This window comes from Acidaminococcus sp. HCP3S3_H5, from assembly GCF_052122235.1.
GTDB lineage: Bacteria > Bacillota > Negativicutes > Acidaminococcales > Acidaminococcaceae > Acidaminococcus.
Genome location: NZ_JBQKCS010000004.1, coordinates 133,175 through 155,254, shown reverse-complemented (window position 1 = coordinate 155,254; position 22,080 = coordinate 133,175). Strand labels below are relative to the sequence as shown.

The window sequence follows — 22,080 nt, the reverse complement described above, 5'->3', positions numbered from 1 at the left end:
TTACCTGCTTTCGTCAATGATGCTTTTCAGGATATCTTCCACCTTCCCCAAACGGGGATCGGTGCTGTCACTGATCCGGCAGGCTTCCAGGAGTTTTACCGCTCCCCGGAGCTTGAACTGCCGTTCCTGATCCTGGTGCAGCAGGTGAAGTCTGTTTTCGTACTTTTCCAGGGTCTGTTCCACACGCCGCAGCAGATCATAGACCGCCTGACGGCTGGTCTGGGTATTTTCCGCGATTTCTCCCAATGACAGGTCATCGTAGAAATACTCTTCCATGATTTTCTGCTGTTTCTCCGTGAGCAGCCCGCCGTAGATGGCATAGAGCTGACCGAACCGGATCCTTTTTTCAAAGCCTTCATCCTGCATGAATATCACCGGGTGCTATTGTACTATAAAGAGAAAAACCTGTCAAGGATTTTTCCTTGACAGGCAAAGTTTTTTTCTCAGAAGAGACTTTCCTGGTCCGGTCCCTTCTTTTTGGGGGCTTTCCGTTCCTCACCGGATTTGGCCGGCTGGGGCGTAAACAGGTCCCGGTCCCCGTAAAGGACTTTTTTCTGGACTTCCAGGTCCTCCTTTTCCCACCGGACTGCATGGCGGGTGTATTTTTTCAAAAGAGGGGACTGGGGATGGGTTTCCTTGTTCAGATTCACCAGATCATAGGCTTCGGTGATCATCCGGCCCAGGACGGAATTCACACCATTGGGACTGCTGTCCCGGACCAGGGCCTGGTATTCCTCATAAAGCTCCGGGTCCTGCTGGAGGAACAGGAACACCTGGTCCGTCAGCTGCCGGGTGAACCGGGACAGGAGCTTCTTCCCCAGTTTTTCCGTTTTCAGGTCGCTTGCCATGGCTGCCTCCCGTCACTGCTGCCGGGCCTGGATCAGGGCCTTCATCCGGCTGACAGCAGCGGTGATGTCAGGAGCTCCCAGGATAGCGCTGATCATGGCACAGCCGGCGGCACCCTGGTCCAGTACTTCCTCCATCCGGTCTTCCTGGATGCCTCCGATGCCTGCAACCGGGATCCGGACCGCCTGGACGATTTTTTCCAGCATTCCGGCAGGCAGCAGAGAGGCATCTTTTTTGCTCCCGGTGGGATACAGGGCCCCCACTCCCAGGTAATCGGCCCCCTGGGCCTGGGCTTCCAGGGCTTCCTCCAGATTGTGGGCGGAAATGCCGATGATGGCGTCCGGCCCCAGAGCCGCCCGGGCCTTCTGGATGGCCTCGTCTTCCTGGCCCAGATGGACACCGTCTGCTTCCAGGATTTTGGCCGCTTCCACATTGTCGTCCACCAGGAAGGGCACCTGGTACTTCCGGCACAGGGCCTTTACCTTTTTCCCTTCCGCCACCAGGTCTTCCAGGCCCAGATGCTTTTCCCGGAGCTGGAGCAGGGTCACCCCGGCCCGGAGGGCTTCCTCCACCGCTTCATAAAAATCCCTGCCCTGGAGACAGTTCCGGTCAGTGACCAGGTACAGGCTCAAATCAAATTTTTTCATGATGCATCACTCCCAGCCGGCATGCCGGTACAGATCCACGAAATGGTGGATGGGCCCGTGGCCCTTGCCCACCGCCAGACCGTTCTGGATGCCCAGGGCCACATAGGCCTTGGCCTTTTCCACGGCTTCCGGAAGTGGCTGACCGGCGGCCAGTTCCGCGGCCAGGGCAGAAGACAGGCTGCAGCCGGTGCCATGGGTATTGGGGTTGTCGAACCGCTGGCCCGGGAACCATTTTCCCTTCAGCCAGTCCCCTTCCCCGGGATACAGAAGGTAGTCATCGGCCGTATCCGCCAGATGGCCGCCTTTCAGCAGCACGGCCCTGGCCCCTTTCTGGCAGATCACCGCCGCAGCCTTTTCCATGTCATCCTGGCTGCGGATGGAAAGGCCGGACAATACTTCTCCTTCCTGCATGTTGGGAGTGATCAGGGTGGCCAGAGGCAGCAGTTTTTCCTGAAGGTCCTTCCGGGCCTCTTTTTCCAAGAGATAGCTGCCGGAAGTGGCCACCATCACCGGATCCACCACCAGCACTTTGGGAGCGTACTCCTCCATTTTCCGGGCAATGGCCCGGATCAAAGCGGAATTGGACACCATCCCTACCTTGACCCCGTCCACCCGGATATCCTGGAATACGGCATCGATCTGGGCTTCCACCACTTCCGGGTCGATGTTCTGGATGGCGGTGACCCCGGTGGTGTTCTGGGCAGTCACGGCAGTGATCACGCTCATGCCGTAGCAGCCATGAGCGGCAAAAGTCTTCAGGTCAGCCTGGATGCCGGCTCCGCCGGAAGAATCCGACCCGGCAATGGTCAACAGATGGAACATGTTTTCTCCTTCTTTCTGAAAAAGGCTGCCGCCTGAGCGACAGCCTTTTTCATCCAATCACTTCAGTTTCTTCACCATTTCCACCACATGGTCCACGGTGAAGCCGAATTCTTTGTAGACGGTCTTGCCGGGGGCGGAAGCGCCGAACCGGTCGATGCCCAGGACTCTGTCCTCGCTGCCGGTGTACCGGGCCCAGCCGGTGCGTACTCCGGCTTCCAGGGCGATGGCAGGCACATCCTTGGGCAGGACTTTCTTCTTGTAGGCACTGCTCTGCTGTTCGAACACATCCCAGCTGGGCATGGACACCACATTGACCCCAATGCCTTTTTCTTCCAGGGCTTTCTGGGCATCCAGAGCCAGATGGACTTCACTGCCGGTGGCAATGATCACAGCCTTCACCTTGTCTTTGGCGGAGGGGCTCAGCACATAGGCCCCTTTGGCCGCACCCTTGGCAATGGTCTTTTCATACCCATGGAGCACCGGCAGACCCTGACGGGTGAGCAGCAGGCAGGTGGGCTGCTTCCGGTTTTCGCAGGCGGCTTTCCAGGCCACAGCCGTTTCCAGGGCGTCCGCCGGGCGGAACACGGATACGTTGGGGATCAGCCGCAGGCTCATGGTCTGTTCGATGGGTTCATGGGTGGGCCCGTCTTCCCCTACGAACACGCTGTCATGGGTGTAGACGAACACGCTGCCGATGCCCATGAGAGCCGCCATCCGCACAGCCGGCCGCATGAAGTCGGCGAACACCAGGAAGGTGGCCCCGAAAGGCAGGATACCGCCATGGAGGCACAGACCGTTGACGATGCAGCCCATGGCATGTTCCCGGATGCCGAAGTGGATGTTCCGACCGGTCCGGTCTTCGGCGGAGAAGAAGCCTTTGCCCTTCATTTCCGTTTTGTTGGAGGGCCCCAGGTCAGCGCTGCCCCCGGTAAGAGCAGGAATCTTGTCAGCCAGCAGCTGGAGTACGGAACCGGAGGCGGCCCGGGTGGCCACACTGTCCGTATCCTTGAAGGCAGCCATCAGGTCTTTCACATCCAGATCCATTTTCCCGTCCAGCCGGTCAGCCAGTTCCTGTGCCAGTTCCGGATAAGCCCGGCCGTAGTCTTCCAGCAGTTTGTTCCAGTCTTCTTCGTTTTTCCGGCACTGGGGCAGTTTGTCCGCAAAATGTTTCTTCACGACTTCCGGCACCACAAAGGACTGGCTGCCGTCCCAGCCGGCGGCTTCCTTGGTCTTGGCCACGTTTTCCGCCCCCAGGGGTTCCCCGTGGGCACTGGCCATATCCTGCCGGGGGCTGCCGAAGCCGATATGGGTCTTCACGATGATCAGGGACGGTTTCCGGGTTTCCTTCTTGGCGGCTTCAATGGCTTTGGCCAAAGCTTCCACATCTTCAGAAGAAGCCACCCGCAGCACCTGCCAGCCATAGGCTTTGAACCGGGCTCCCACATCTTCCCGGAAGGCAATGTCCGTGCTGCCTTCGATGGTGATCTTGTTGTCATCATAGAGGAAGATCAGTTTTCCCAGACCCAGGGTACCGGCCAGAGAAGCGGCCTCAGAAGCCACCCCTTCCATCTGGTCCCCGTCGGAGGTGATGCCGTAGGTGTAATGGTCCACCACCTTGTAGCCTTCCTTGTTGTACCGGGCGGCCATCATTTCTTCCGCCATGGCCAGTCCCACTGCCATGGCAAAGCCGTGGCCCAGAGGACCGGTGGACACATCCACCCCGGGGGTCACACCGTATTCCGGATGGCCCGGAGTCTTGCTGCCCCACTGACGGAAGTTCTTCAGATCTTCCAGGGACAGATCATAGCCGGCCACATGGAGCATGGCATAGAGCAGGGCGCTGCCGTGGCCCGGGGACAGGACGAAACGGTCCCGGTCGAACCAGTTGGGGTTTTCAGGATTGTATTTCATGAACCGGTCCCAAATGGTGTACATCAGGGGCGCGGTTCCCAGAGGAAGGCCCGGGTGACCGGAATTGGCCGCCTGCACCTCATCGATGGACAAAAAACGCAGGGTGTTGATGCTTTCAGTATCAATATTTTGCATGAAAAAAATCCCTCCATAGCGGATGTAAAAAAGTGGTATACACAGTCATTCATTCTGATTATAGGCCATTTGAGGGGGTAACGCAAGGGGTGCTGCTGCATGGTATGTGTCAACAAGTTCTCGGTGAATCCTTCATCGCCGTATAGTTATTCAGAAATGGGGTCAAAAATTTTTTATCGTTGCTTTGAGGTCGACGACGTAGGGGTTTCGCCGCAGGCAAACCCGTCCCGGCCGCCCAGAGGGCAAAAACTTCTATACCCTACACCCGCGAGGGCTCTCCGCCGGGAGGGCAGACCCGTTCGTCCCTGTCGGGAGGCTCACAGCCTATCGCCTTGCCCTAACGGTCAAAGGCAGCGGCTACGGACCAGGAAGCCGGACCCTATCGCCCGCGTGCTCCACCCCAGGAGCGACAACACCCGATGTTGTCCCGCCGACTCCTCCTGGGCCTGCCCTCCCGGCTCCCGGAGAATCGATGTATACTCGTACAAAGTACCAGCAAGGCCGGAGACCAAGTCCGCCCTGCAGGGGCGGGGGACCGGGCTTGCCCGGTGGTGGGGGCATGAGGTCCTGAAAGGACCGAATACCTTGGCGGGGGTACGGTCACACTTTCCAGGGATACAACAACGGAAACTGCAAACCCTGAGGCCTTGCTCTTATCCGTACACTCCATTGTTGTCTGCCGGTCCTGCGAAGTATCGGCTGTCGCCGATGCCCCCACCACCATCCTTGCGGATGGTCCCCCGCCCCTCCCAGGGCGGACTTTGGGACCGTTCTTATCACCAGTTCAGTACTGCGGCCAAATATCCCATGGGACTGCTGCTGGGTCCGTAATTGGCAATGCAGCACTGGTGGACACCTACGTGAGGGACAAAGAGCGGTTTTTTCAGGGCTTCCCGCACAGCATTCCGGTACTCTTTCCGGTTTTTCAGCAACATACCGTACAAGTCCCCTGCCAGGGCCTGCTCCAGGTCTCCGTTCTTCAAACCACTGATCACCTTGACCATCGCCAGACCGCCGTCTTTGCTCCAGCGCCGGCCCTGCTTCTTCATCTGGCAGGTGTACGTCCGATGGTTGCTCTCACATGTTCCCAGACCTTTCTGGTACTCTTCCAGTCCTTCCCGCATTGCCAGGGACGTCAGGTATTCCCAGTTCCGCCCCAGGTAAGCCCGCAGTTTCCTGACGTTCTCTTCCTCGTCGGCGTTGCTGGTTTCTCTTTCCAGCATGTCCAGGCAGCAGCGGACGTCTTCCAGATTGTGTTTCCAAACCTTGTGATGCAGACGGTCCACCATGCCCCGCTTTCTGACCCACCCAAGCCGCTGACGGATTTTTTCGTTCACATGGTACTGATCCCGGAAATGCTCGTGACGCTGGCTGCCAGCCGCAAGCTCATCGAACACATCCTTTGTGTACCCGCTGCCTCCATCGCTGTTGCTCAAGACAATACATTGGGACAGGTCATAATGGTTGCCCAGGTAGGCCTCCAGCAGCTCCAGCACATGCTTCCGGTCAAAGCCGGCAAAAACGCGGAACCCTGTCAGGATCCGCCTCTTGCCAATCTGCTTTACCACAGTCGCCACCTGGAACCGGTGCATTTCAACACTGCCTTTCGGCTGTGCCTTCATCAGGACACCGTCGCCTTCAATGAACAGGTATTTCGGCTTTTCCAACGATTCCTCGCTGCAGAAAGCCGAATTGGCCTGGGCTTTTTCATGCTGGGCGTACTTGTCTCCCACCGTCCTGACTATCCTGCCTACTGTCTGATGGCTGATATCCAGCGGAGTCAGGGTATTCACTGCCTCAGTCGCAGCCCGATAGACGCTGCCGGCTGCCACTTTGGTTACTGAGTACAGGAGCAACGGAGAATACCGTTGATAAGGTGACAGACCCAGGATATTATCCAAAGGATAGAATGGCTTTCCGCCTTCGCGCCGGACCAGACGGCGGGAAAATGTGACCGTCCCGAACATGCAAAGCACAGTACGCCGGTCAATCCGCAGTACTTCCTGTTTTCCCGCATACTGCCTGGCCATCTCAGCATCGTAAGTCTCCAGAGCCTGGGCGAAAGCCCGGCACTGGAGCTCGATTCCCCGCCGCCAGATCTCTTTTTCCAAAGCCAGCCCGTTGGAACACCTCTTTATTAGGTTGATGAATTCTGATACAATGAAATCCATGGAAGACCTTCTCCTATCTATAGTGTTGGTGTAGAGACTTATACTATATGATGAAGGTCTTCCTTTTTGCAAGTTTATAAGGGTTTATTCATTTTACCGAGAACTATTTTACACTAAGGCTGCATGGACAGCAGCACTGTCAACGGTCATCTGTCAACCGCCCTTCTTCTCACTGTCTCAGCAGCAGCACGCTCCCCAGCACAATCAGGCTGCCGCCCACCCAGGAATACCCAGTCAGGACTTCGCCCCAGAGCAGAGCTCCCGCCAGGATATGGAACAGGATGCCGGTATACATGAGAAAGTTCACCATAGTAGGATGGATGTGGGTGCACCCCCAGGTGAGACACACCTGCCCCATCAGGGCGGACAGGGCCATTTCCAGGATCCATCCCCATTCGGCCCCTGTCGGCAGGGTCCACCGGTCCATACCCATGAGCACCAGTCCTCCCAGAGTGCTGTACAGTTGGAAATACAGCACCAGTTCCGTCTGGGTGTGGCCTCCCCGCTCCGTCATCTTCCCGATGCACACGTAAGCGCTGGCTGCAAAGAAGGCGGACAGGATTCCAAACAGGGCATAAAGGTTGAACGAGTGGAAATTCCACACCTGAAGGACGATGGCCGCTCCCAAGGCGATCACCCCCAGCCAGGGCACCGACCGCTTCTGGAGACTGCCCCGGAGGAAAATCGGGGACAGGAGACACATGAAAAAGGCAGAGAGCTGAGTGAGGATTTCCGCGTCCCCCAGTTTCAATCCATTGAGGCAGTAAAAAAAGAACAGCAGGCAGGCACATCCGAACAGGCCCCGGAGATGGAGCAGCCCCCGGTCCTTCCCGGAAAACACCGGCAGGGTTTCCATCCGGGCCATAAAGGGCAGGAACAGCATCCCCACCAGTCCCCGGAAGAAGGTGATTTCCCCGGTGCCCAGGTGGAGCAGTTTCTTGGCTCCCACATCCATGGTGGTAAAGAACACCGCCGCCAGGATGGAAGCCAAGATGCCCTTTTTTTCAGTAGTCAGTGTCACATCCATTCCTCCTTGTACAATCGATCCCTTTCAGTTTACACAAAAACCGGACCTCCGGCAATGGCCGGCAGGTCCGGTAAACGCATATTTTTACTTTTTGGCGGCTTCTGCCTTGGCTCTGGCTTCAGCAATGATCTTGTCCGCCATCTTGGGAGGCACGTCTTCGTAATGGTCAAACTTCATTTCGAAGGTCCCGGTCCCCTGGGTCAGGGCCCGGAGATCCACAGCGTAATCCAGGATTTCCGCATAGGGCACCTGGGCCTTTACCACAGCCCGGCCGTCTTCTGCAGACTGCATCCCCAGGATCCGTCCCCGTTTGCTGTTCAGGTCGGAAATAATGTCCCCGGTCATCCGTTCGTCACAATACACATCCAGGTTGTAATAGGGTTCCATCAGCACAGGCTTGGACTGTTCCGCCGCTTTCTGGAAGGCCATGTGGGAAGCCACTTTGAAGGCCATTTCCGAAGAGTCCACCGTATGATAGGACCCATCCAGCAGGGTGATCTTCAGATCCACCACCGGATATCCGGCCAGGATCCCGTGTTCCATGGATTCCTTCATGCCCTTTTCCACCGCCGGGATGTACTGCCGGGGCACGGCACCTCCGAAAATCTTGTCCACGAACTCAAAACCGCTTCCCGGAGGCAGAGGTTCCATTTTGATGACCACATGGCCGTACTGGCCGTGGCCCCCGGTCTGTTTCTTGTATTTGCCTTCCACTTCTGCAGAACCCCGGATGGTTTCCCGGTATTCCACCATGGGCGGTTTCAAAACGGCTTCCACCCCGAATTTCCGTTTCATCCGTTCCATCAGGATGTCCAGATGCTGGTCTCCCATGCCGCTGATCAGAGTTTCCTTGGTCACCGGGTTCCGGCTGACGATAAAGGTAGGATCTTCGTCCATGAGCTTGTTCAGAGCCGCCGCAATTTTGTCCTCGTCCCCTTTCTTTTTGGGAGCGATGGCCCGGCTGTACATGGGCAGAGGGTATTCAATGGGTGCAAACTGCACCGGTGCCTCCTTGGCACTCAGGGTATCCCCGGTCATGGTGAACTGGAGACGGGAGATCACCCCGATATCCCCGGCGGTAATGGCCTTCATGGGGATCTGGTTCTTGCCCCGGAGGGTACAGATGGCCCCCACCTTTTCCATTTCATCCCGGCTGGCGTTATACACAGTGCTGTCGGCGTTGATAACCCCGGAGAACACCCGGATGAAGCTCATCCGTCCCACAAAGGGATCGGAGGTGGTCTTGAACACCAGAGCGGCCAGCGGTGCGTTGGAATCCCGCCGTTCCACTTCTCCGGTTTTCAGGTTGGTTACATGGTATTCGTTCAGGATGGCCGGGAAGGTATAGTCCACAATGGCGGACAGGGTCCGGCCCAGGCCGATGTTCTTGAAGGCGGAGCCGCAGAGCACCGGGAAGATGATTCCCTGCCGGATGCCCTTCACCAGACAGCTCATCACTTCTTCATCGGAAATGGTTTCCCCTTCCAGATACCGTTCCATGATTTCGTCATCGGCTTCGACCGCCGCTTCCACCATTTTGTCATGGGCATCCTGGACCCATTCCTTCAGATCAGCAGGGACCTCGATTTCGTCGGCCCCGTTGCCGTTGCCCCGGTAGGCCTTCTGGTTGAACACGTCGATGACCCCGCAGAAATCCGCTTCCTTGCCCAAAGGCAGTTCCAGAGGCAGGATCCGTTTCCCGATCTTGGCCCGGAGATTGTCCAGGATATTGTCGTAATCAGCGTTTTCCCGATCCATTTTGTTCACGAAGATCAGCCGGGGCAGACCTGCTTCTTCCGCCAGCTTCCAGCACTGTTCCGTCCCGATCTGGACCCCGCTGGTGGCGCTGACCACGATCAGCACGCTGTCCACCGCCCGGAAGGCCCCTTTCACTTCCGCCACGAAATCCGCAAACCCCGGGGTATCGATGAAGTTGATCTTCACATCCCGCCATTCCACCGGTGCCAGGGTGGCGCTGACAGAAACCCCTCTTTTGATTTCTTCCGGTTCAAAGTCCGTAGTGGTCTGGCCGTCTTCCACCTTGCACATCCGGCTGATGGCCCCGCTGCGGTAGAGCAGAGCTTCCGTCAGGGAAGTGGTGCCTGCGCCTCCATGACCTACGATTGCCACGTTTCTGATTTTATCACCTGTATACTCTTTCACTGTACAGCCCCCTTTGTTCCGTATGGTGCAGGAGGTACCGCTGCCGAAACAGGGTCCTCAACAAGTCTGATGGTACTCTTTTTCGGGGAAAGACAGCCTTTTTCCTGCTTTTTACAGAAAACTTTTGAAATTCTCCCAAAAGAAAAAGGAATGTGTAACGATAGATACACATTCCTTCTGCAGCTCTTTCTCAGGCCCGACGTTTCCGGTACCGGCTGTACAGCAGCGTTCCGTAGACCAGGAGCACCAGAGTCACCAGGATGGCCAGCCGGTCCATATGCTGGCGGAAATGGACGATGTCGTGGCCCACCACCACTTCCAGGGCCGTGGAGGGCAGTTTCCCGATAAAGGTGGCAATCACATAGTCCCGGAACTTCATCCGGCTGATGGCTCCCAAGCAGGTGAGGATCCCGGAAGGGAAATAGGGCAGGGTCCGTGCCAGTGCCATGGCCACCAGGCCGTTTTCACTGCTCATCTCGTCCAGTTTCTGGAGATTGTTGCTTTTGGCAATGACGGTTTCCGCTGTGGACCGGAGGAAATACCGCATAATGAGGAAACTGAGAATCACCCCCACGCTTTCCGCGGACCAGGATACCAGGATCCCCACCGGCAGCCCGAACACCACCCCATTGGCCGTAGACAGGAAAATGGAGGGAAGACAGCCGGCGGCGTTGATGAACACATCCAGCAGGAAACTGATGACTACGGCCCAGGGGCCGAAGGAGCGGAGAAAGTCCACGGTTTCCTGGATGTTCCCACCCCGGGCCAGGTGGACGATCTGGTGATAGAATCCGGGGTCCAGAAAATGGATCAGGACCAGGACCCCCAACAGCCCGGCAAAAGCCAGAAGTTTGAAAGTCCGTTCCGAACAGCGGTCTTGGGCAGGATATTGCGGTTGTGATTGTACAGGTGCTTCCATGATACGGCTCCTTATGACAAAATCAATGAAAGGTCAATAGTGGATTTTATTTATTATAGCCGGAACTTGTTACAGAAATGAAAACTGCATGTAAAGAAAGGTGAAAGAAGGGGGCCGCTGACAGCGAGGGGAGCTGCACGCAGCGTGCAGCTCCACCTTATGCATTGAATATCCTCTCGAACCGTCCGTCGAACTGGGTGGTGGCAGCGGCGCGGATCACTTCCTGGGCCGTGTCCGGGTCTCCCATGGCCCACTGGGCCGCTTTCCGGGCTTCCACCAGGGTATCCGTATCCCGGAGGATGTCCGCTATGTACAGGTCGCTGAGGCCGTGCTGGCGCAGGCCGAAGAACTGGCCGGCCCCCCGGAGTTCCAGATCCTTTTCCGCCAGCAGGAACCCGTCGCTGCAGCTGCGCATGATCTGGAGCCGTTCCAGGGTCACCGGATTGGTGGAAGCGGTAAGCAGCACGCAGTAGGACTGGGCGCTGCCCCGTCCTACCCGGCCCCGGAGCTGGTGCATCTGGGCCAGGCCGAACCGGTCCGCTCCCTCGATGACCATCAGTGTGGCATTGGGCACGTTCACCCCCACTTCCACCACCGTAGTGGTGATCAGCACCTTGGTTTCGTTCCGGGCGAAACTTTCCATCACCGCATCCTTTTCTTCCGGCTTCAGACGGCCGTGGAGGAGCCCGCAGGGGATCCCCTTCAGATAGGTGGAAGTCAGTTCCTCGTAGAGTTCTTCCGCCGCCTTGGCGTCCACCCCTTCGCTTTCCTCGATCAGGGGGCACACCACATAGGCCTGGTGGCCTTCCTGGATCTGATGGACCATCCCCTGGTACACTGCCGGCCGTTTGTCCTCGGTGTAGCACAGGGTCCGGACCGGTTTCCGTCCCGGGGGCATTCCTTTCATCAGGGACACGTCCAGGTCCCCGTACACGGTGAGAGCCAGAGTCCGGGGAATCGGGGTGGCGGTCATCACCAGCACATGGGGCGCATACTGGCTCTTGGCCTGGAGTTTGGCCCGCTGGGCCACCCCGAACCGGTGCTGTTCGTCCGTAATGGCCAGGGCCAGGGAATGGAACACCACCTTGTCCTGGATCAGGGCGTAGGTCCCCACCACTGCCTGGATGGAGCCGTCTGCCAGGCCTTCCAGCACCTGACGGCGTTTTTTGGCAGTCAGGCCTCCGGTCAAAAGGGCCGTCCGGATTCCGGCCGGTTCCAGCACCTTCTGCATTTCCTGGTAATGCTGTTCCGCCAGGATCTCTGTAGGAGCCATGAGACAGCCTTGGTAGCCGTTTTCCACTGCTTTGGCCAGGGCCAGAAGGGCCAGGGCCGTCTTCCCGGAGCCTACATCCCCCTGGACCAGCCGGTTCATGGGTTCCGGGCTCTGCATGTCGTCGTCGATTTCCTGCCAGGCTTTTTTCTGGCTGTCGGTAAGCGCAAAGCCCAGACCTTCCCGTACCTTCTGCACCAGCTCTCCGGACCGGGCCATCTTGATGCCCCGGCTGTCCTTCTTGATTTCCACCCGGTGATGGAGCAGCCCGCACTGGAGAAAGAACAGCTCTTCAAAAATCAGCCGCTGCCGGGCCTTTTCCAGCAGTTCCGGACTTTTGGGAAAGTGAATGTTCTCCAGGGCTTCCAGCCGGGGCAGGAAATGCTTGGCCTGGAGGATCTTTTCCGGCAGGCACTCCGGCAGTTCCTTCCGGGCCAGGGCCAGAGCCTGGCGCACCGCCCCCCGGACCTGGTTCTGGGTCAGGCTGCCGGTCAGGGCATAAGTGGGCAGGATGCCGGGGGCCTCCGCCTTTTCATCCTTTACATGGGACAGACTGGCGCTGGTGACACTTTTGGCGGTGCGGCCCAGGTTCACCTTGCCGATGACCAGCACCTCATCTCCGGTATGGTACACCCGGGTCATGTAGGTCTGTGCCCCGAACAGGACGATTTCCGCAAAGCCCGTGCCGTCCCCCAGGGTAATGGTGGCGTATTTCATGTTCCGGGCACTCCGCCGGTTGTTCAGCCGGACGATGGTCCCCCGGAACAGCTGCATTTCCCCACCGGTGGTCAGTTCTCCGATGGTCCGGATGTGGGAATAATCCAGATAGCAGCCCTGCCGGGGAAAATGATTCAGCAGGTCGCCGATGGTCTCTACGTTGATATTTGCGAATTCCAGGGCCTTTTTGGGCCCGATGCCTTTGAGTTTGCTTACAGGTTCCTGCCACCACATGGTCATTTTCTCCTTTTCTCATGGTTTTCTACTTGCAATTATAATCCAATTTGTGTTAAAATAGCTACATTGAGTTTTAAAAATAAAGCATTGCCTTATAACTTGAAGGAGGTGGGACCATGGCATGCATCTGTGAAATCTGCAACAAAGGTGAGCTGTCCGGCAACAACGTCAGCCATTCCAATAGACATGTAAAACGTTCTTGGAAACCTAACGTTCAAAAGGTTAAAGCGGTGGTAGACGGTGAAGTGAAGAGCATCAACGTGTGCACTCGCTGCTTACGTTCCGGCAAGGTAACCCGCGCCATCTAAGCTATAGGTTACAACATAAAAAAGCTGACTGCTTCGGCAGCCAGCTTTTTTGTTTCTCTCTACAGCTTCGCCCCGCAGAAGGGGCAAAAGGCCACGTTTTTGGGCAGCGCTGCATGACACTGGGGACAAATCCGCTGATCCAGGTAAGCCTGGGCCTTTTCCTCGAACAGGGCCACAAATTTATCCGTTTCCCGGTTCTGGGGCTTCAGGCTGTACACTTCCATGCGTTTTTTGTGGATGTCCACGATTACATTGCAGCCCTGTTCCAAAGGCTGTACGGCAAAAACGATTTCCTTCCGTTTGGGTTTCCCGAACAGGAAGGATTTTTCTTCCGACACCAGGGAGCCGTTCAGCAGCATCCCGGCATCATCCTGTTTTTCGATTTCCACTTCCATTTCCCGGCATACCTGAAGCCCCAGTTCCCAGGCCACTGCCGGTGCCAGGTTGTAGACCTGTTCCACAAAACTTCCGCCGCTGCCGTTTACTTTCATGGTTCCTTCCCCCTCAGTTCAGGGTAATGGTCAGGACAATGTCCTTACCGGCCGCCACCGGTCCTGACTGTGCCTTTTCCATCTTCCCCACCTTATCCCCATTGGTGATCACCATGGGGGTAGTCAGATTGCAGCCGCAGCTTCCCAGTTTCTCCCGGTCGAATTCGATCAGAGGCTGGCCGGCCTTTACCTTGTCCCCGGTTTTAACCAGGGCCTTGAAGCCCGCCCCATTCTGGGCCACCGTATTGAGTCCCACATGGAGCAGGATTTCCAGTCCGTGGCCTTCCGTGAGGGCAATGGCATGGGCCGTATCCGGCACATAGGAAATGGTTCCGTCACAGGGGGCTGCCAGCCGTCCTTCTTCCGGCCGTACCGCCACCCCGTCTCCCAGCATTTTCTGGGCAAAAGCCTTGTCCGGCACCTGATCCAGGGACACCAGTTCCCCGGTCAAAGGAGCCAGCAAGGTCACTTTCGTCTTTCTGAAAAACAATCCCATAGTATGATCTCCTTGTTTCCTGTGTGTACCATATTATTGTAACATGAAAAAAGGGGTGCTGCACAGCAGCACCCTTTTTTCTTATTTCAAGCAGGCTTTCCGGGACAGGTTCAGCCGTCCTTTGGAGTCGATTTCCACCAGCTTCACGACGATTTCGTCGCCTACGCTGACTACATCTTCCACTTTTTCCACCCGTTCCTTGGCCAGCTGGGAAATGTGCACCAGCCCTTCCCGGCCGGGCATGAATTCCACAAAGGCCCCGAAGTTCATGATCCGGGTGACTTTGCCGGTGTACACCTTGCCCACTTCCGGTTCTGCCGTGATGTCCTGGATGGTCTTGATGGCCGCATCGGCGGATGCGCTGTCGGCGGCGGCAATGTACACGGTACCGTCATCGTTGATGTCGATCTGGGCACCGGTATCTTCCACGATCTTCTTGATCACCTTGCCCCCAGGTCCGATGATGTCTTTGATCTTCTCCGGGTTCACCTTAATGGTGGTGATCTTGGGTGCGTATTTCTTCAGCTGCTTCCGGGGTTCGGAGATGCATTCCAGCATCTTGCCCAGGATGAAGGCACGGCCTTTCTTGGCCTGGGCCAGGGCCGCCTGGAGGATGTCTTTGGTCAGGCCGTCCACCTTGATGTCCATCTGGATGGCGGTGATACCCTTGGAGGTACCAGCTACCTTGAAGTCCATATCCCCGTTGGCGTCTTCCAGGCCCTGGATATCGGTAAGGATGGTGAAGTTTTCTCCTTCCTTCACCAGGCCCATGGCCACCCCGGATACCGGAGCTTTAATGGGCACGCCGGCATCCATCAGGGACAGGGTGCTGGCACAGGTGCTGGCCATGGAGGAAGAACCGTTGGATTCCAGCACTTCAGAAACCAGCCGGATGGTATAGGGGAATTCCTCTTCCGAAGGAATCACCGGCAGGAGAGCCCGTTCCGCCAGCGCCCCGTGACCGATTTCCCGACGGCCCGGGCTGCGCAGAGGTTTGGTTTCGCCCACACTGTAAGGCGGGAAGTTGTAATGGTGGATGTACCGTTTCTGGATGTCCCCGGCCAGGGTTTCCAGGTTCTGGGCTTCCCGGAGCGGAGCCAGGGCCAGGCAGTTGAGCACCTGGGTCTGTCCCCGGGTGAACAGGCTGCAGCCGTGAGGACGGGCCAGGAGCCCCACTTCACAGCTGATGGGACGGACTTCATCCAGGGCACGGCCGTCCGGACGGATCTTGTCCACGGTGATGATGTGCCGGAACACCCGTTTCACCAGTTTGGCCACCACATGGGCAATATCGATTTCATTGTCCGGATACAGTTCCGTAAAGTGGGCCAGGATTTCCTCCTTGGCTTCGCTGACCATTTTGTCCCGGTGCAGCTTGTCCGGATCCATCAGGGCATCGTGGATCTTGGGTTCCCCATAGGCTTCGATTTCCTGGGCCAGTTCTGCGGGGGGAGTGTAGACTTCGAAGTCCATTTTGGGCTTGCCCACTTCGGCCTGGATCTTTTCCTGGAATTCCACCAGTTTCTTGATTTCGCCGTGCGCAAACCAGATGGCATCCAGCATCACTTCTTCAGAAACTTCCTTGGCGCCGGCTTCCACCATCAGGATGGCGTCTTTGGTACCGGCCACTGCCAGGTTCAGTTCGCTGACCTTGGCCTGTTCCACAGTGGGTTCCACAATGAACTGGCCATCGATGAGGCCTACCCGGACCCCGGCGATGGGGCCTTCAAAGGGGATATCAGAAATGGACAGGGCACAGGAAGCGCCGATCATGGCCGGAATGTCCGGGGCATTGTCCGGATCCACGGAAACTGCCGTGCACACGATCTGTACATCGTTGTGGTAGCCGTCCGGGAACATAGGCCGAATGGGCCGGTCGATGAGCCGGGACGTGAGGATGGCCGTTTCTGCCGGCCGCCCTTCTCTCCGCAGGAACCCGCCGGGGATCTTGCCCACTGCGTACATCTTTTCTTCGAAATCCACTGTCAGCGGGAAGAAATCCACCCCTTCCCTGGGGGTATCGGTACCCGTCACAGCCACCACTACAGCCGTTTCGCCGTAGCGGACCAGAACAGCGCCATTGGCCTGTTTGGCAATCTTCCCCGTTTCAATGGTAAGGGTCCGACCTCCAAAATCCGTGCTAAAACTATGCATCCTCTGCATCCTCCTTATGTTTCACTCTTGACATTATGGGTAGATTATACTACACCAGCGGGGAAAAAGCTATAAAAAAGAGGGCTTTGCCCTCTTTTGTCAATTGTCAACAGTCAATTGTCAATGGCTAAATGATAAAATTTGCCAAAGCAAATTTTTGAATATGGTATACCAACCTTTTCAAAGAATACTTGTTTCCTCATCAAATATCCTATGGATTGCCAAATAAAAAAGAACCCGTCCAACAAGGCGGGTTCTTTTCTCTGGCAATTGACCATTGACAGGGCCATTGTGCTGCGAAACAGCACCTTATTTATTCTCTTCCTTCTCCAAAGCATCCTTCAGGGTATGCCAGGCCAGGACGGCGCATTTTACCCGGGCGGGCATGTTGGAGATATTTTTCAGGGCGATGGCGTCGTCCAGTTCTTCCAGTTTCCCGTCATCGGTTTCTTCCCGCTTGATCATGGCCAGGAACAGATCCACCAGACGGAGGGCTTCCTTGACGGATTTCCCCCGGATCAGGTCGATCATGATATCCGTGGAGGCCTGGCTGATGGCGCAGCCGTGGCCGGTGTAGGCGGCATCTTTGATGATCCCGTCCTGGATATCCGCCTGGAGGGTAATGTCATCCCCGCAGCTGGGGTTGTGGCCGTGTTCCTGGAGATTGTGGGGATCCAGCTCATGTTTGTTGGCCTGGTCCTGGTTGTGCTCCAGAATAATGTCAGAGTACAGTTGGTTCATGTCTTCCATTATCATTCACCTGTTTCCATCAATCTTTGAAGCCCATGACTTTCCGGACTTCCGGCAGTTTGGACAGGAAGTAATCCACTTCTTCCAGGGTATTGTAGATATAGAAGCTGACCCGGTTGGAAGCTTCCACATGGAGATGAGCTCCCAGAGGCTGGGCACAGTGGTGGCCGCTGCGGATGGCAATGCCGAAGCTGTCCAGGATGGTAGCCGCATCGTGGGGATGGACCCCGTCGATGGTGAAGGAGATCACCCCTGTCTTTTCCTTGGGATTGGTGCTGCCGATAATGTGGATGTGGGGCATTTTCAGCATCCCTGCCAGGCACCGGTCGGTCAGCTCCCGTTCGTGTTCTTCCACCTTATCCATGCCGATGTCATCCAGGTAGTCGATGGCCGCATGGAGGGCCACGGCTCCTTCCACGTTCTGGGACCCGGCTTCGAACTTGTAGGGCAGTTCATTGAAGCTGGTGGTCTGTTCCTGGACGTATTCGATCATGTCCCCACCCAGCAGGAAAGGTTCCATTTCTTCCAGCAGAGCCTTTTTCCCGTACACCACACCGGTGCCGGTGGAACCCAGCATCTTGTGGCCGGAGAATACATAAAAGTCGCAGTCCAGATCCTGGACATCGGTCTTCATGTGAGGAGTGGACTGAGCCCCGTCCACAATGGCAATGGCCCCCACTTTGTGGGCCCGTTCCACCACTTCCTTCACCGGCCGCACCATGCCCAGCACGTTGCTCACCGCAGCAAAGGAAACAATCTTGGTCCGTTCATCGATCTTGGCCAGATCCTCTTCCGTAAAGTGCCCGGTTTCATCCAGGTACATGTAAACCAGTTCCGCTCCGGTCTTCCGGCAGGCTCTCTGCCAGGGCACCAGGTTGGAATGGTGTTCGGAAATGGGGATCACCACTTTATCCCCCGGTTTCAGATGGGTTTCCCCGTAGCTCCGGGCAATCAGGTTCAGCCCTTCGGTGGAGTTCCGCACAAAGATCACTTCTTCGAAGTGCTTGGCGTTGATGAACTTCCGGACTGCTTCCCGGGCCTGATCATACAGTTCCCCGGCTTCGATGGACAGCACATGGGCCCCCCGGTGAGGGTTCCCGTTGTGATGTTCCAGCAGATCCACCATGGCGTGGATCACCTGATAGGGCTTCTGGGTGGTGGCTGCATTGTCCAGGTACACCAGAGGATGTCCATTGTGGACTTTAGTCAAGATGGGGAAATCTCTGCGTACATTTATCATGGCAATTTCCTTTCTGGTGGCAGAACTGCATCTTCGTCCGTACAGCCTGGAGCGCCTTGTTTTCCAGTGTTTCATCTCCCAGCTGGTCGATGACAGGACGGATGTTGCTTTCCACGATGATCAGCTGGGCCCCGGCTTCATTGAAGCCCCGGCTCATGAGATAGAACAGCATGTCCTGGTCGATCTGGCCGGAACTGGAAGCATGGTTGCCCACCACATCGTCCTCCTTGCACAACAGCAGAGGCACGGAAATGGAGTGGACGCCTTTGTTCAGCAGCAGGCACACGTCAGATTCGTTGCCCACCGCCTTCTTGCCGCCCCGGAGGAAGTCGATGGTCCCCCGGAAATATTTCCTGCTGGTGCCCATAAGGGCCCCGGTGGTCAGGATATCCGTATCGGTCTTGCAGCCCTTGTTGGGCACCCAGTAGGAGTAGTCGAACAGCTGATCATCGCTGCCCAGATACATGGAAGCGCTCTTGAACCGGGCTTCATCATGATCCAGGTCCGTGCGGACATACACCAGGTTCTGATGGCCCCCCACTTCGGCGCTGACGAACTTCACCTGGGATTCTTTCCCTTCCCGGGTCAGCCGCTGGTCGATGTGCCGGACCTTCTCCCCATGGATTTGGACCTTGCTGATGGTAACCTGGGCGCCGTCTCCGGCTTCCACAAACTGGAGCAGGTTCACCAGCCCGTTTTCTCCGTCACCGTCAAACAGTTCATACACATGGAGACGGCTGTTCTTCCCGGCCTGGATCTTCAGCTGGCCCACCAGGCGGGGCACATCCTCGGTGACTGTGTAGGTGACCCATACAGAGGCTTCTTCCCCATCGGCCACCGTAACGCTGCAGTTCACATTGCCGCCTTTTTGGGCTTCTGCCAGGGCTTCCCGGCTGGCTCCCTGGAAATCTCCCAGATCCGGCAGCCGGTTTCCCTCATAGGTTTCCACCTGGACGTTCCCTTCCTGGCGCACCGCCAGTTCCACCGGTTTCAGGTCCTGGGCCGCCAGGGGATCCAGTTCCAGATGGTTCACTTTCATCCACCGGAAGGTGGGACGCGGAAGTTCATTGAATTGTTCTTTGGTCATAATCTCCGCCTCCCTTTTACATGGAACCTTTCAGTTCCAGATTGATCAGATTGTTCATTTCTACAGCATATTCCAGAGGCAGGGCCTTGGAAACAGGGTCCACAAAGCCCCGTACCAGCATGGCCCGGGCTTCGTCCTCACTAAGGCCCCGGCTCATCAGGTAGAAGATGGCTTCGTCAGAGATCCGGCCGATCTTGGCTTCATGGCCCAGGTCCACATTGTCGTTCTTGATCACAATGGCCGGAATGGTATCGGACTGGGACTGTTCATCCAGCATCAGGGATTCGCAGCTTACGTTGGATTTGGACCCTTCGGCACATTCGTTGATCACCACGCTGCCCCGGTAGATGCACACCCCGCCGTCCTTGGAAATGGACTTGGAGTTAATGTTGCTGGTGGTGTGGGGAGCATTGTGGACCACCTTGGACCCGGTGTCCAGGTACTGACCCTTGCCGGCAAAGGTGACCCCGGTGAATTCACAGTGGGCCCCTTCCCCGTTGAGGATGCTCATGGGGTACAGGCAGGAGGTGTGGGACCCGAAGGACCCGGTGACCCAGTTGATGGTACCGTTTTTCCCTACAATGGCCCGTTTGGTGTTCATGTTGTACATGTTCTTGGACCAGTTTTCAATGGTGGAATAGGTCAGGGTGGCGTCATCCCCGATGAACAGTTCCACCGCCCCGGCGTGGAGGTTGGCCACGTTGTACTTGGGGGCGGAGCAGCCTTCGATGAAATGGACCTTGGCGCCCTTTTCCACAATGATCATGGTATGTTCGAACTGACCGGCTCCCGGTGCGTTCAGCCGGAAATAGCTCTGGAGGGGAATGGACACGTCCACCCCTTCCGGCACGTACACAAAGGATCCGCCGGACCATACTGCCCCGTGGAGGGCGGCGAACTTGTGGTCCGTGGGAGGAATCAGCTTCATGAAATGCTTCCGGACAATGTCTTCATATTTTTTCACAGCCGTATCGAAGTCGGTGTAGATGACACCCTGCTTTACCAGTTCGTCCTGGATGCTGTGGTACACCACTTCGGAGTCATACTGGGCTCCCACCCCGGCCAGGGAGGTCTTTTCCGCTTCCGGGATTCCCAGACGGTCAAAGGTGTCCTTGATGTCTTCCGGCAGATCGTTCCAGTTGGCACTCATCCGGGCATTGGGGCGTACGTAAGTGACGATGTTGGCCATATCCAGGCCGCTGATGTCCGGACCCCATTCCGGGTAGGGGATCTGATAGTACAGATCCAGGGATTTCAGACGGGCATCCAGCATCCACTTGGGTTCATTCTTCTTGGAAGAAATCTCCCGGACCACATCAGGAGTCAGGCCGGCTTCCGTCTTGTATTCGTGGTTGGAGTCCTTCTTGAAATCATACATATTGCTGAAATCCGTCAGGGCGTCAATGGTCTTCCGTTCCTTCTGGAGTTTCTGTTCGTCAGCCGCGGTTTCCCGGACCAGCGTATCTTTTTTCTCTTCCGTCATTCTGCTCACCCGCCTGTTATTTCTTGTAAGCGTCGTAGCCGTTGGCTTCGATTTCCCCGATCAGGGAAGCATCGCCGGTCTTGACGATCCGGCCGTTGATCAGCACATGGACCACATCCGAATGGAGCTTCTGGAGGATTTCGCTGTGGTGGGTGATGATCAACAGGGAGTTGTTTTCGTCATGATACTTGTTTACAGCCTGGGAAACGATCCGTACCGCATCCACGTCCAGACCGGAGTCGATTTCATCCAGCAGGGTCAGTTTCGGTTCCAGCATGCACATCTGGAGAATTTCATTTTTCTTCCGTTCCCCGCCGGAAAAGCCGTCATTCACATACCGTTCCGCATAGCTCCGGTCCATGGACAGAGCGTCCATTTCCTGATGGAGTTTTTTCCGGAAGGGCATGATCCGCTGTTTTTCCCCGGAAATGGTGCCCTTGGCATTGCGGATGAAGTTTTCCACAGTGATCCCCTGGACGGAGATGGGAGCCTGGAAGGCCATGAAGATCCCGGCCTTGGCTCTTTCATTCACCGGTTCGTGGGTGATTTCCTTGCCTTCAAAATAAATGTGGCCTTCGGTCACAACGTATTTGGGGTTGCCCATAATGGTGTTGAACAGGGTGGATTTGCCGGCACCGTTGGAGCCCATGATCACATGAGTTTCGCCTTTGTTGATGACCAGATCCAGGCCTTTCAGGATTTCCTTACCTTCAACGGCAACTTTCAATCCTTCCACGCGTAATAATTCACTCATACTAACCTCTCCTACCCACAGGCCCTTCAACGCCTGTGTACTGAATTTGTATCTTGCTGTATCTTACCGCTCCGGATCCCTGCCCTGCGCATGGGAACGGGTCCGGGGGAAATAAGAATAGGGATCGGATTTCCGGTTCTACTGTAATCAAAAAATATTCACCTGAAATCCTTTCCCTATTATAAATGATTTTCTCCAGTTCCACAATATATCATAGTGCAAACAGGGGAATTTTTTTGTGATTTTTGAAAAGGTTTTTGTTACGGGTGAAACAGAAAAAGGGGGTGTGAGAAAAAATCCACACCCCCGGTCGCAGGTCGCGACCCGCGACCAAAAGGGGATGTTGCATGTTCTGTGCAACACCCCAGGTCTCATGAGCCGCATAGCGGCTCGGTCTCGAGTCTCTAGTCTCGAGCCGAATGAAAAATTTGCAGGCAAATTTTTGAACGTAT

General features: G+C 56.4%; 19 protein-coding genes. 1 reads left to right on the top strand and 18 read right to left on the bottom strand.

The genetic code is table 11. The annotated features are described in order from the left end of the window. The 10 genes from ylxM to recG form a co-directional block, all read right to left on the bottom strand. Positions 1 to 366, bottom strand: coding sequence for a YlxM family DNA-binding protein (gene ylxM / locus ACTQY5_RS06425; RefSeq protein WP_022487039.1), 366 nt, complete (start codon positions 364 to 366; stop codon positions 1 to 3). A 77-nt stretch (positions 367 to 443) separates the two neighbouring features. After that, the gene (locus ACTQY5_RS06420) at positions 444 to 848 is read right to left on the bottom strand and encodes a hypothetical protein (protein WP_022487040.1); all 405 of its coding nucleotides are present in this window, start codon (positions 846 to 848) and stop codon (positions 444 to 446) included. Between the two features lie 12 nt (positions 849 to 860). After that, a complete protein-coding gene (gene thiE / locus ACTQY5_RS06415) occupies positions 861 to 1,493 on the bottom strand; it encodes a thiamine phosphate synthase (protein WP_022487041.1) in 633 nt (210 codons plus the stop codon). Between the two features lie 6 nt (positions 1,494 to 1,499). Continuing rightward, a complete protein-coding gene (gene thiD, locus ACTQY5_RS06410) occupies positions 1,500 to 2,315 on the bottom strand; it encodes a bifunctional hydroxymethylpyrimidine kinase/phosphomethylpyrimidine kinase (protein WP_154487743.1) in 816 nt (271 codons plus the stop codon). 57 nt (positions 2,316 to 2,372) lie between these two features. Next, positions 2,373 to 4,361, bottom strand: a complete 1,989-nt coding sequence (gene tkt / locus ACTQY5_RS06405) for a transketolase (RefSeq protein ID WP_441368965.1) — start codon at positions 4,359 to 4,361, stop codon at positions 2,373 to 2,375. A 776-nt stretch (positions 4,362 to 5,137) separates the two neighbouring features. Next, a complete protein-coding gene (locus tag ACTQY5_RS06400; RefSeq protein WP_308664668.1) occupies positions 5,138 to 6,532 on the bottom strand; it encodes an ISLre2 family transposase in 1,395 nt (464 codons plus the stop codon). 169 nt (positions 6,533 to 6,701) lie between these two features. Then, positions 6,702 to 7,559 (bottom strand): DMT family transporter, encoded by an 858-nt coding sequence (locus ACTQY5_RS06395; protein WP_154487741.1) that lies wholly within the window; start codon positions 7,557 to 7,559, stop codon positions 6,702 to 6,704. Between the two features lie 84 nt (positions 7,560 to 7,643). Then, a complete protein-coding gene (gene fusA / locus ACTQY5_RS06390) occupies positions 7,644 to 9,722 on the bottom strand; it encodes an elongation factor G (protein ID WP_308664570.1) in 2,079 nt (692 codons plus the stop codon). Positions 9,723 to 9,912: 190 nt separating this feature from the next. Beyond that, entirely contained in the window at positions 9,913 to 10,641 is a 729-nt protein-coding gene (locus ACTQY5_RS06385; protein WP_022488101.1) for a TVP38/TMEM64 family protein, read from the bottom strand. A 157-nt stretch (positions 10,642 to 10,798) separates the two neighbouring features. Next, positions 10,799 to 12,862: an ATP-dependent DNA helicase RecG gene (gene recG, locus ACTQY5_RS06380; protein WP_022488100.1), complete on the bottom strand. Its 2,064-nt coding sequence runs from the start codon at positions 12,860 to 12,862 to the stop codon at positions 10,799 to 10,801. 119 nt (positions 12,863 to 12,981) lie between these two features. Here recG and rpmB point away from each other — a divergent pair, with 119 nt between their 5' ends. Beyond that, positions 12,982 to 13,173, top strand: a complete 192-nt coding sequence (rpmB, locus tag ACTQY5_RS06375; RefSeq protein WP_012937850.1) for a 50S ribosomal protein L28 — start codon at positions 12,982 to 12,984, stop codon at positions 13,171 to 13,173. 59 nt (positions 13,174 to 13,232) lie between these two features. On the opposite strand, the gene ACTQY5_RS06370 is transcribed toward rpmB, so the two are convergent. The 8 genes from ACTQY5_RS06370 to sufC all read right to left on the bottom strand — a co-directional run bounded on the left by ACTQY5_RS06370 (position 13,233) and on the right by sufC (position 21,628). Next, entirely contained in the window at positions 13,233 to 13,664 is a 432-nt protein-coding gene (locus ACTQY5_RS06370; protein WP_154487740.1) for a zinc-ribbon domain-containing protein, read from the bottom strand. A gap of 13 nt (positions 13,665 to 13,677) precedes the next feature. Next, positions 13,678 to 14,160 (bottom strand): PTS sugar transporter subunit IIA, encoded by a 483-nt coding sequence (locus ACTQY5_RS06365; RefSeq protein ID WP_022488098.1) that lies wholly within the window; start codon positions 14,158 to 14,160, stop codon positions 13,678 to 13,680. Positions 14,161 to 14,241: 81 nt separating this feature from the next. Beyond that, positions 14,242 to 16,314 (bottom strand): polyribonucleotide nucleotidyltransferase, encoded by a 2,073-nt coding sequence (locus tag ACTQY5_RS06360; protein WP_022488097.1) that lies wholly within the window; start codon positions 16,312 to 16,314, stop codon positions 14,242 to 14,244. A 309-nt stretch (positions 16,315 to 16,623) separates the two neighbouring features. Continuing rightward, positions 16,624 to 17,064, bottom strand: coding sequence for a Fe-S cluster assembly sulfur transfer protein SufU (gene sufU / locus ACTQY5_RS06355; protein WP_022488096.1), 441 nt, complete (start codon positions 17,062 to 17,064; stop codon positions 16,624 to 16,626). Between the two features lie 19 nt (positions 17,065 to 17,083). Next, the gene (locus tag ACTQY5_RS06350) at positions 17,084 to 18,304 is read right to left on the bottom strand and encodes an aminotransferase class V-fold PLP-dependent enzyme (protein ID WP_441368964.1); all 1,221 of its coding nucleotides are present in this window, start codon (positions 18,302 to 18,304) and stop codon (positions 17,084 to 17,086) included. After that, positions 18,267 to 19,391, bottom strand: coding sequence for a SufD family Fe-S cluster assembly protein (locus ACTQY5_RS06345; protein WP_022488094.1), 1,125 nt, complete (start codon positions 19,389 to 19,391; stop codon positions 18,267 to 18,269). Before ACTQY5_RS06345 ends, ACTQY5_RS06350 begins: the two co-directional genes overlap by 38 nt. 16 nt (positions 19,392 to 19,407) lie before the next feature. After that, on the bottom strand, positions 19,408 to 20,769 hold the full coding sequence (gene sufB, locus ACTQY5_RS06340; RefSeq protein ID WP_195839602.1) for a Fe-S cluster assembly protein SufB: 1,362 nt from the start codon (positions 20,767 to 20,769) through the stop codon (positions 19,408 to 19,410). Between the two features lie 121 nt (positions 20,770 to 20,890). Next, entirely contained in the window at positions 20,891 to 21,628 is a 738-nt protein-coding gene (gene sufC / locus ACTQY5_RS06335; RefSeq protein WP_441368963.1) for a Fe-S cluster assembly ATPase SufC, read from the bottom strand. Positions 21,629 to 22,080 lie beyond the last annotated feature (452 nt).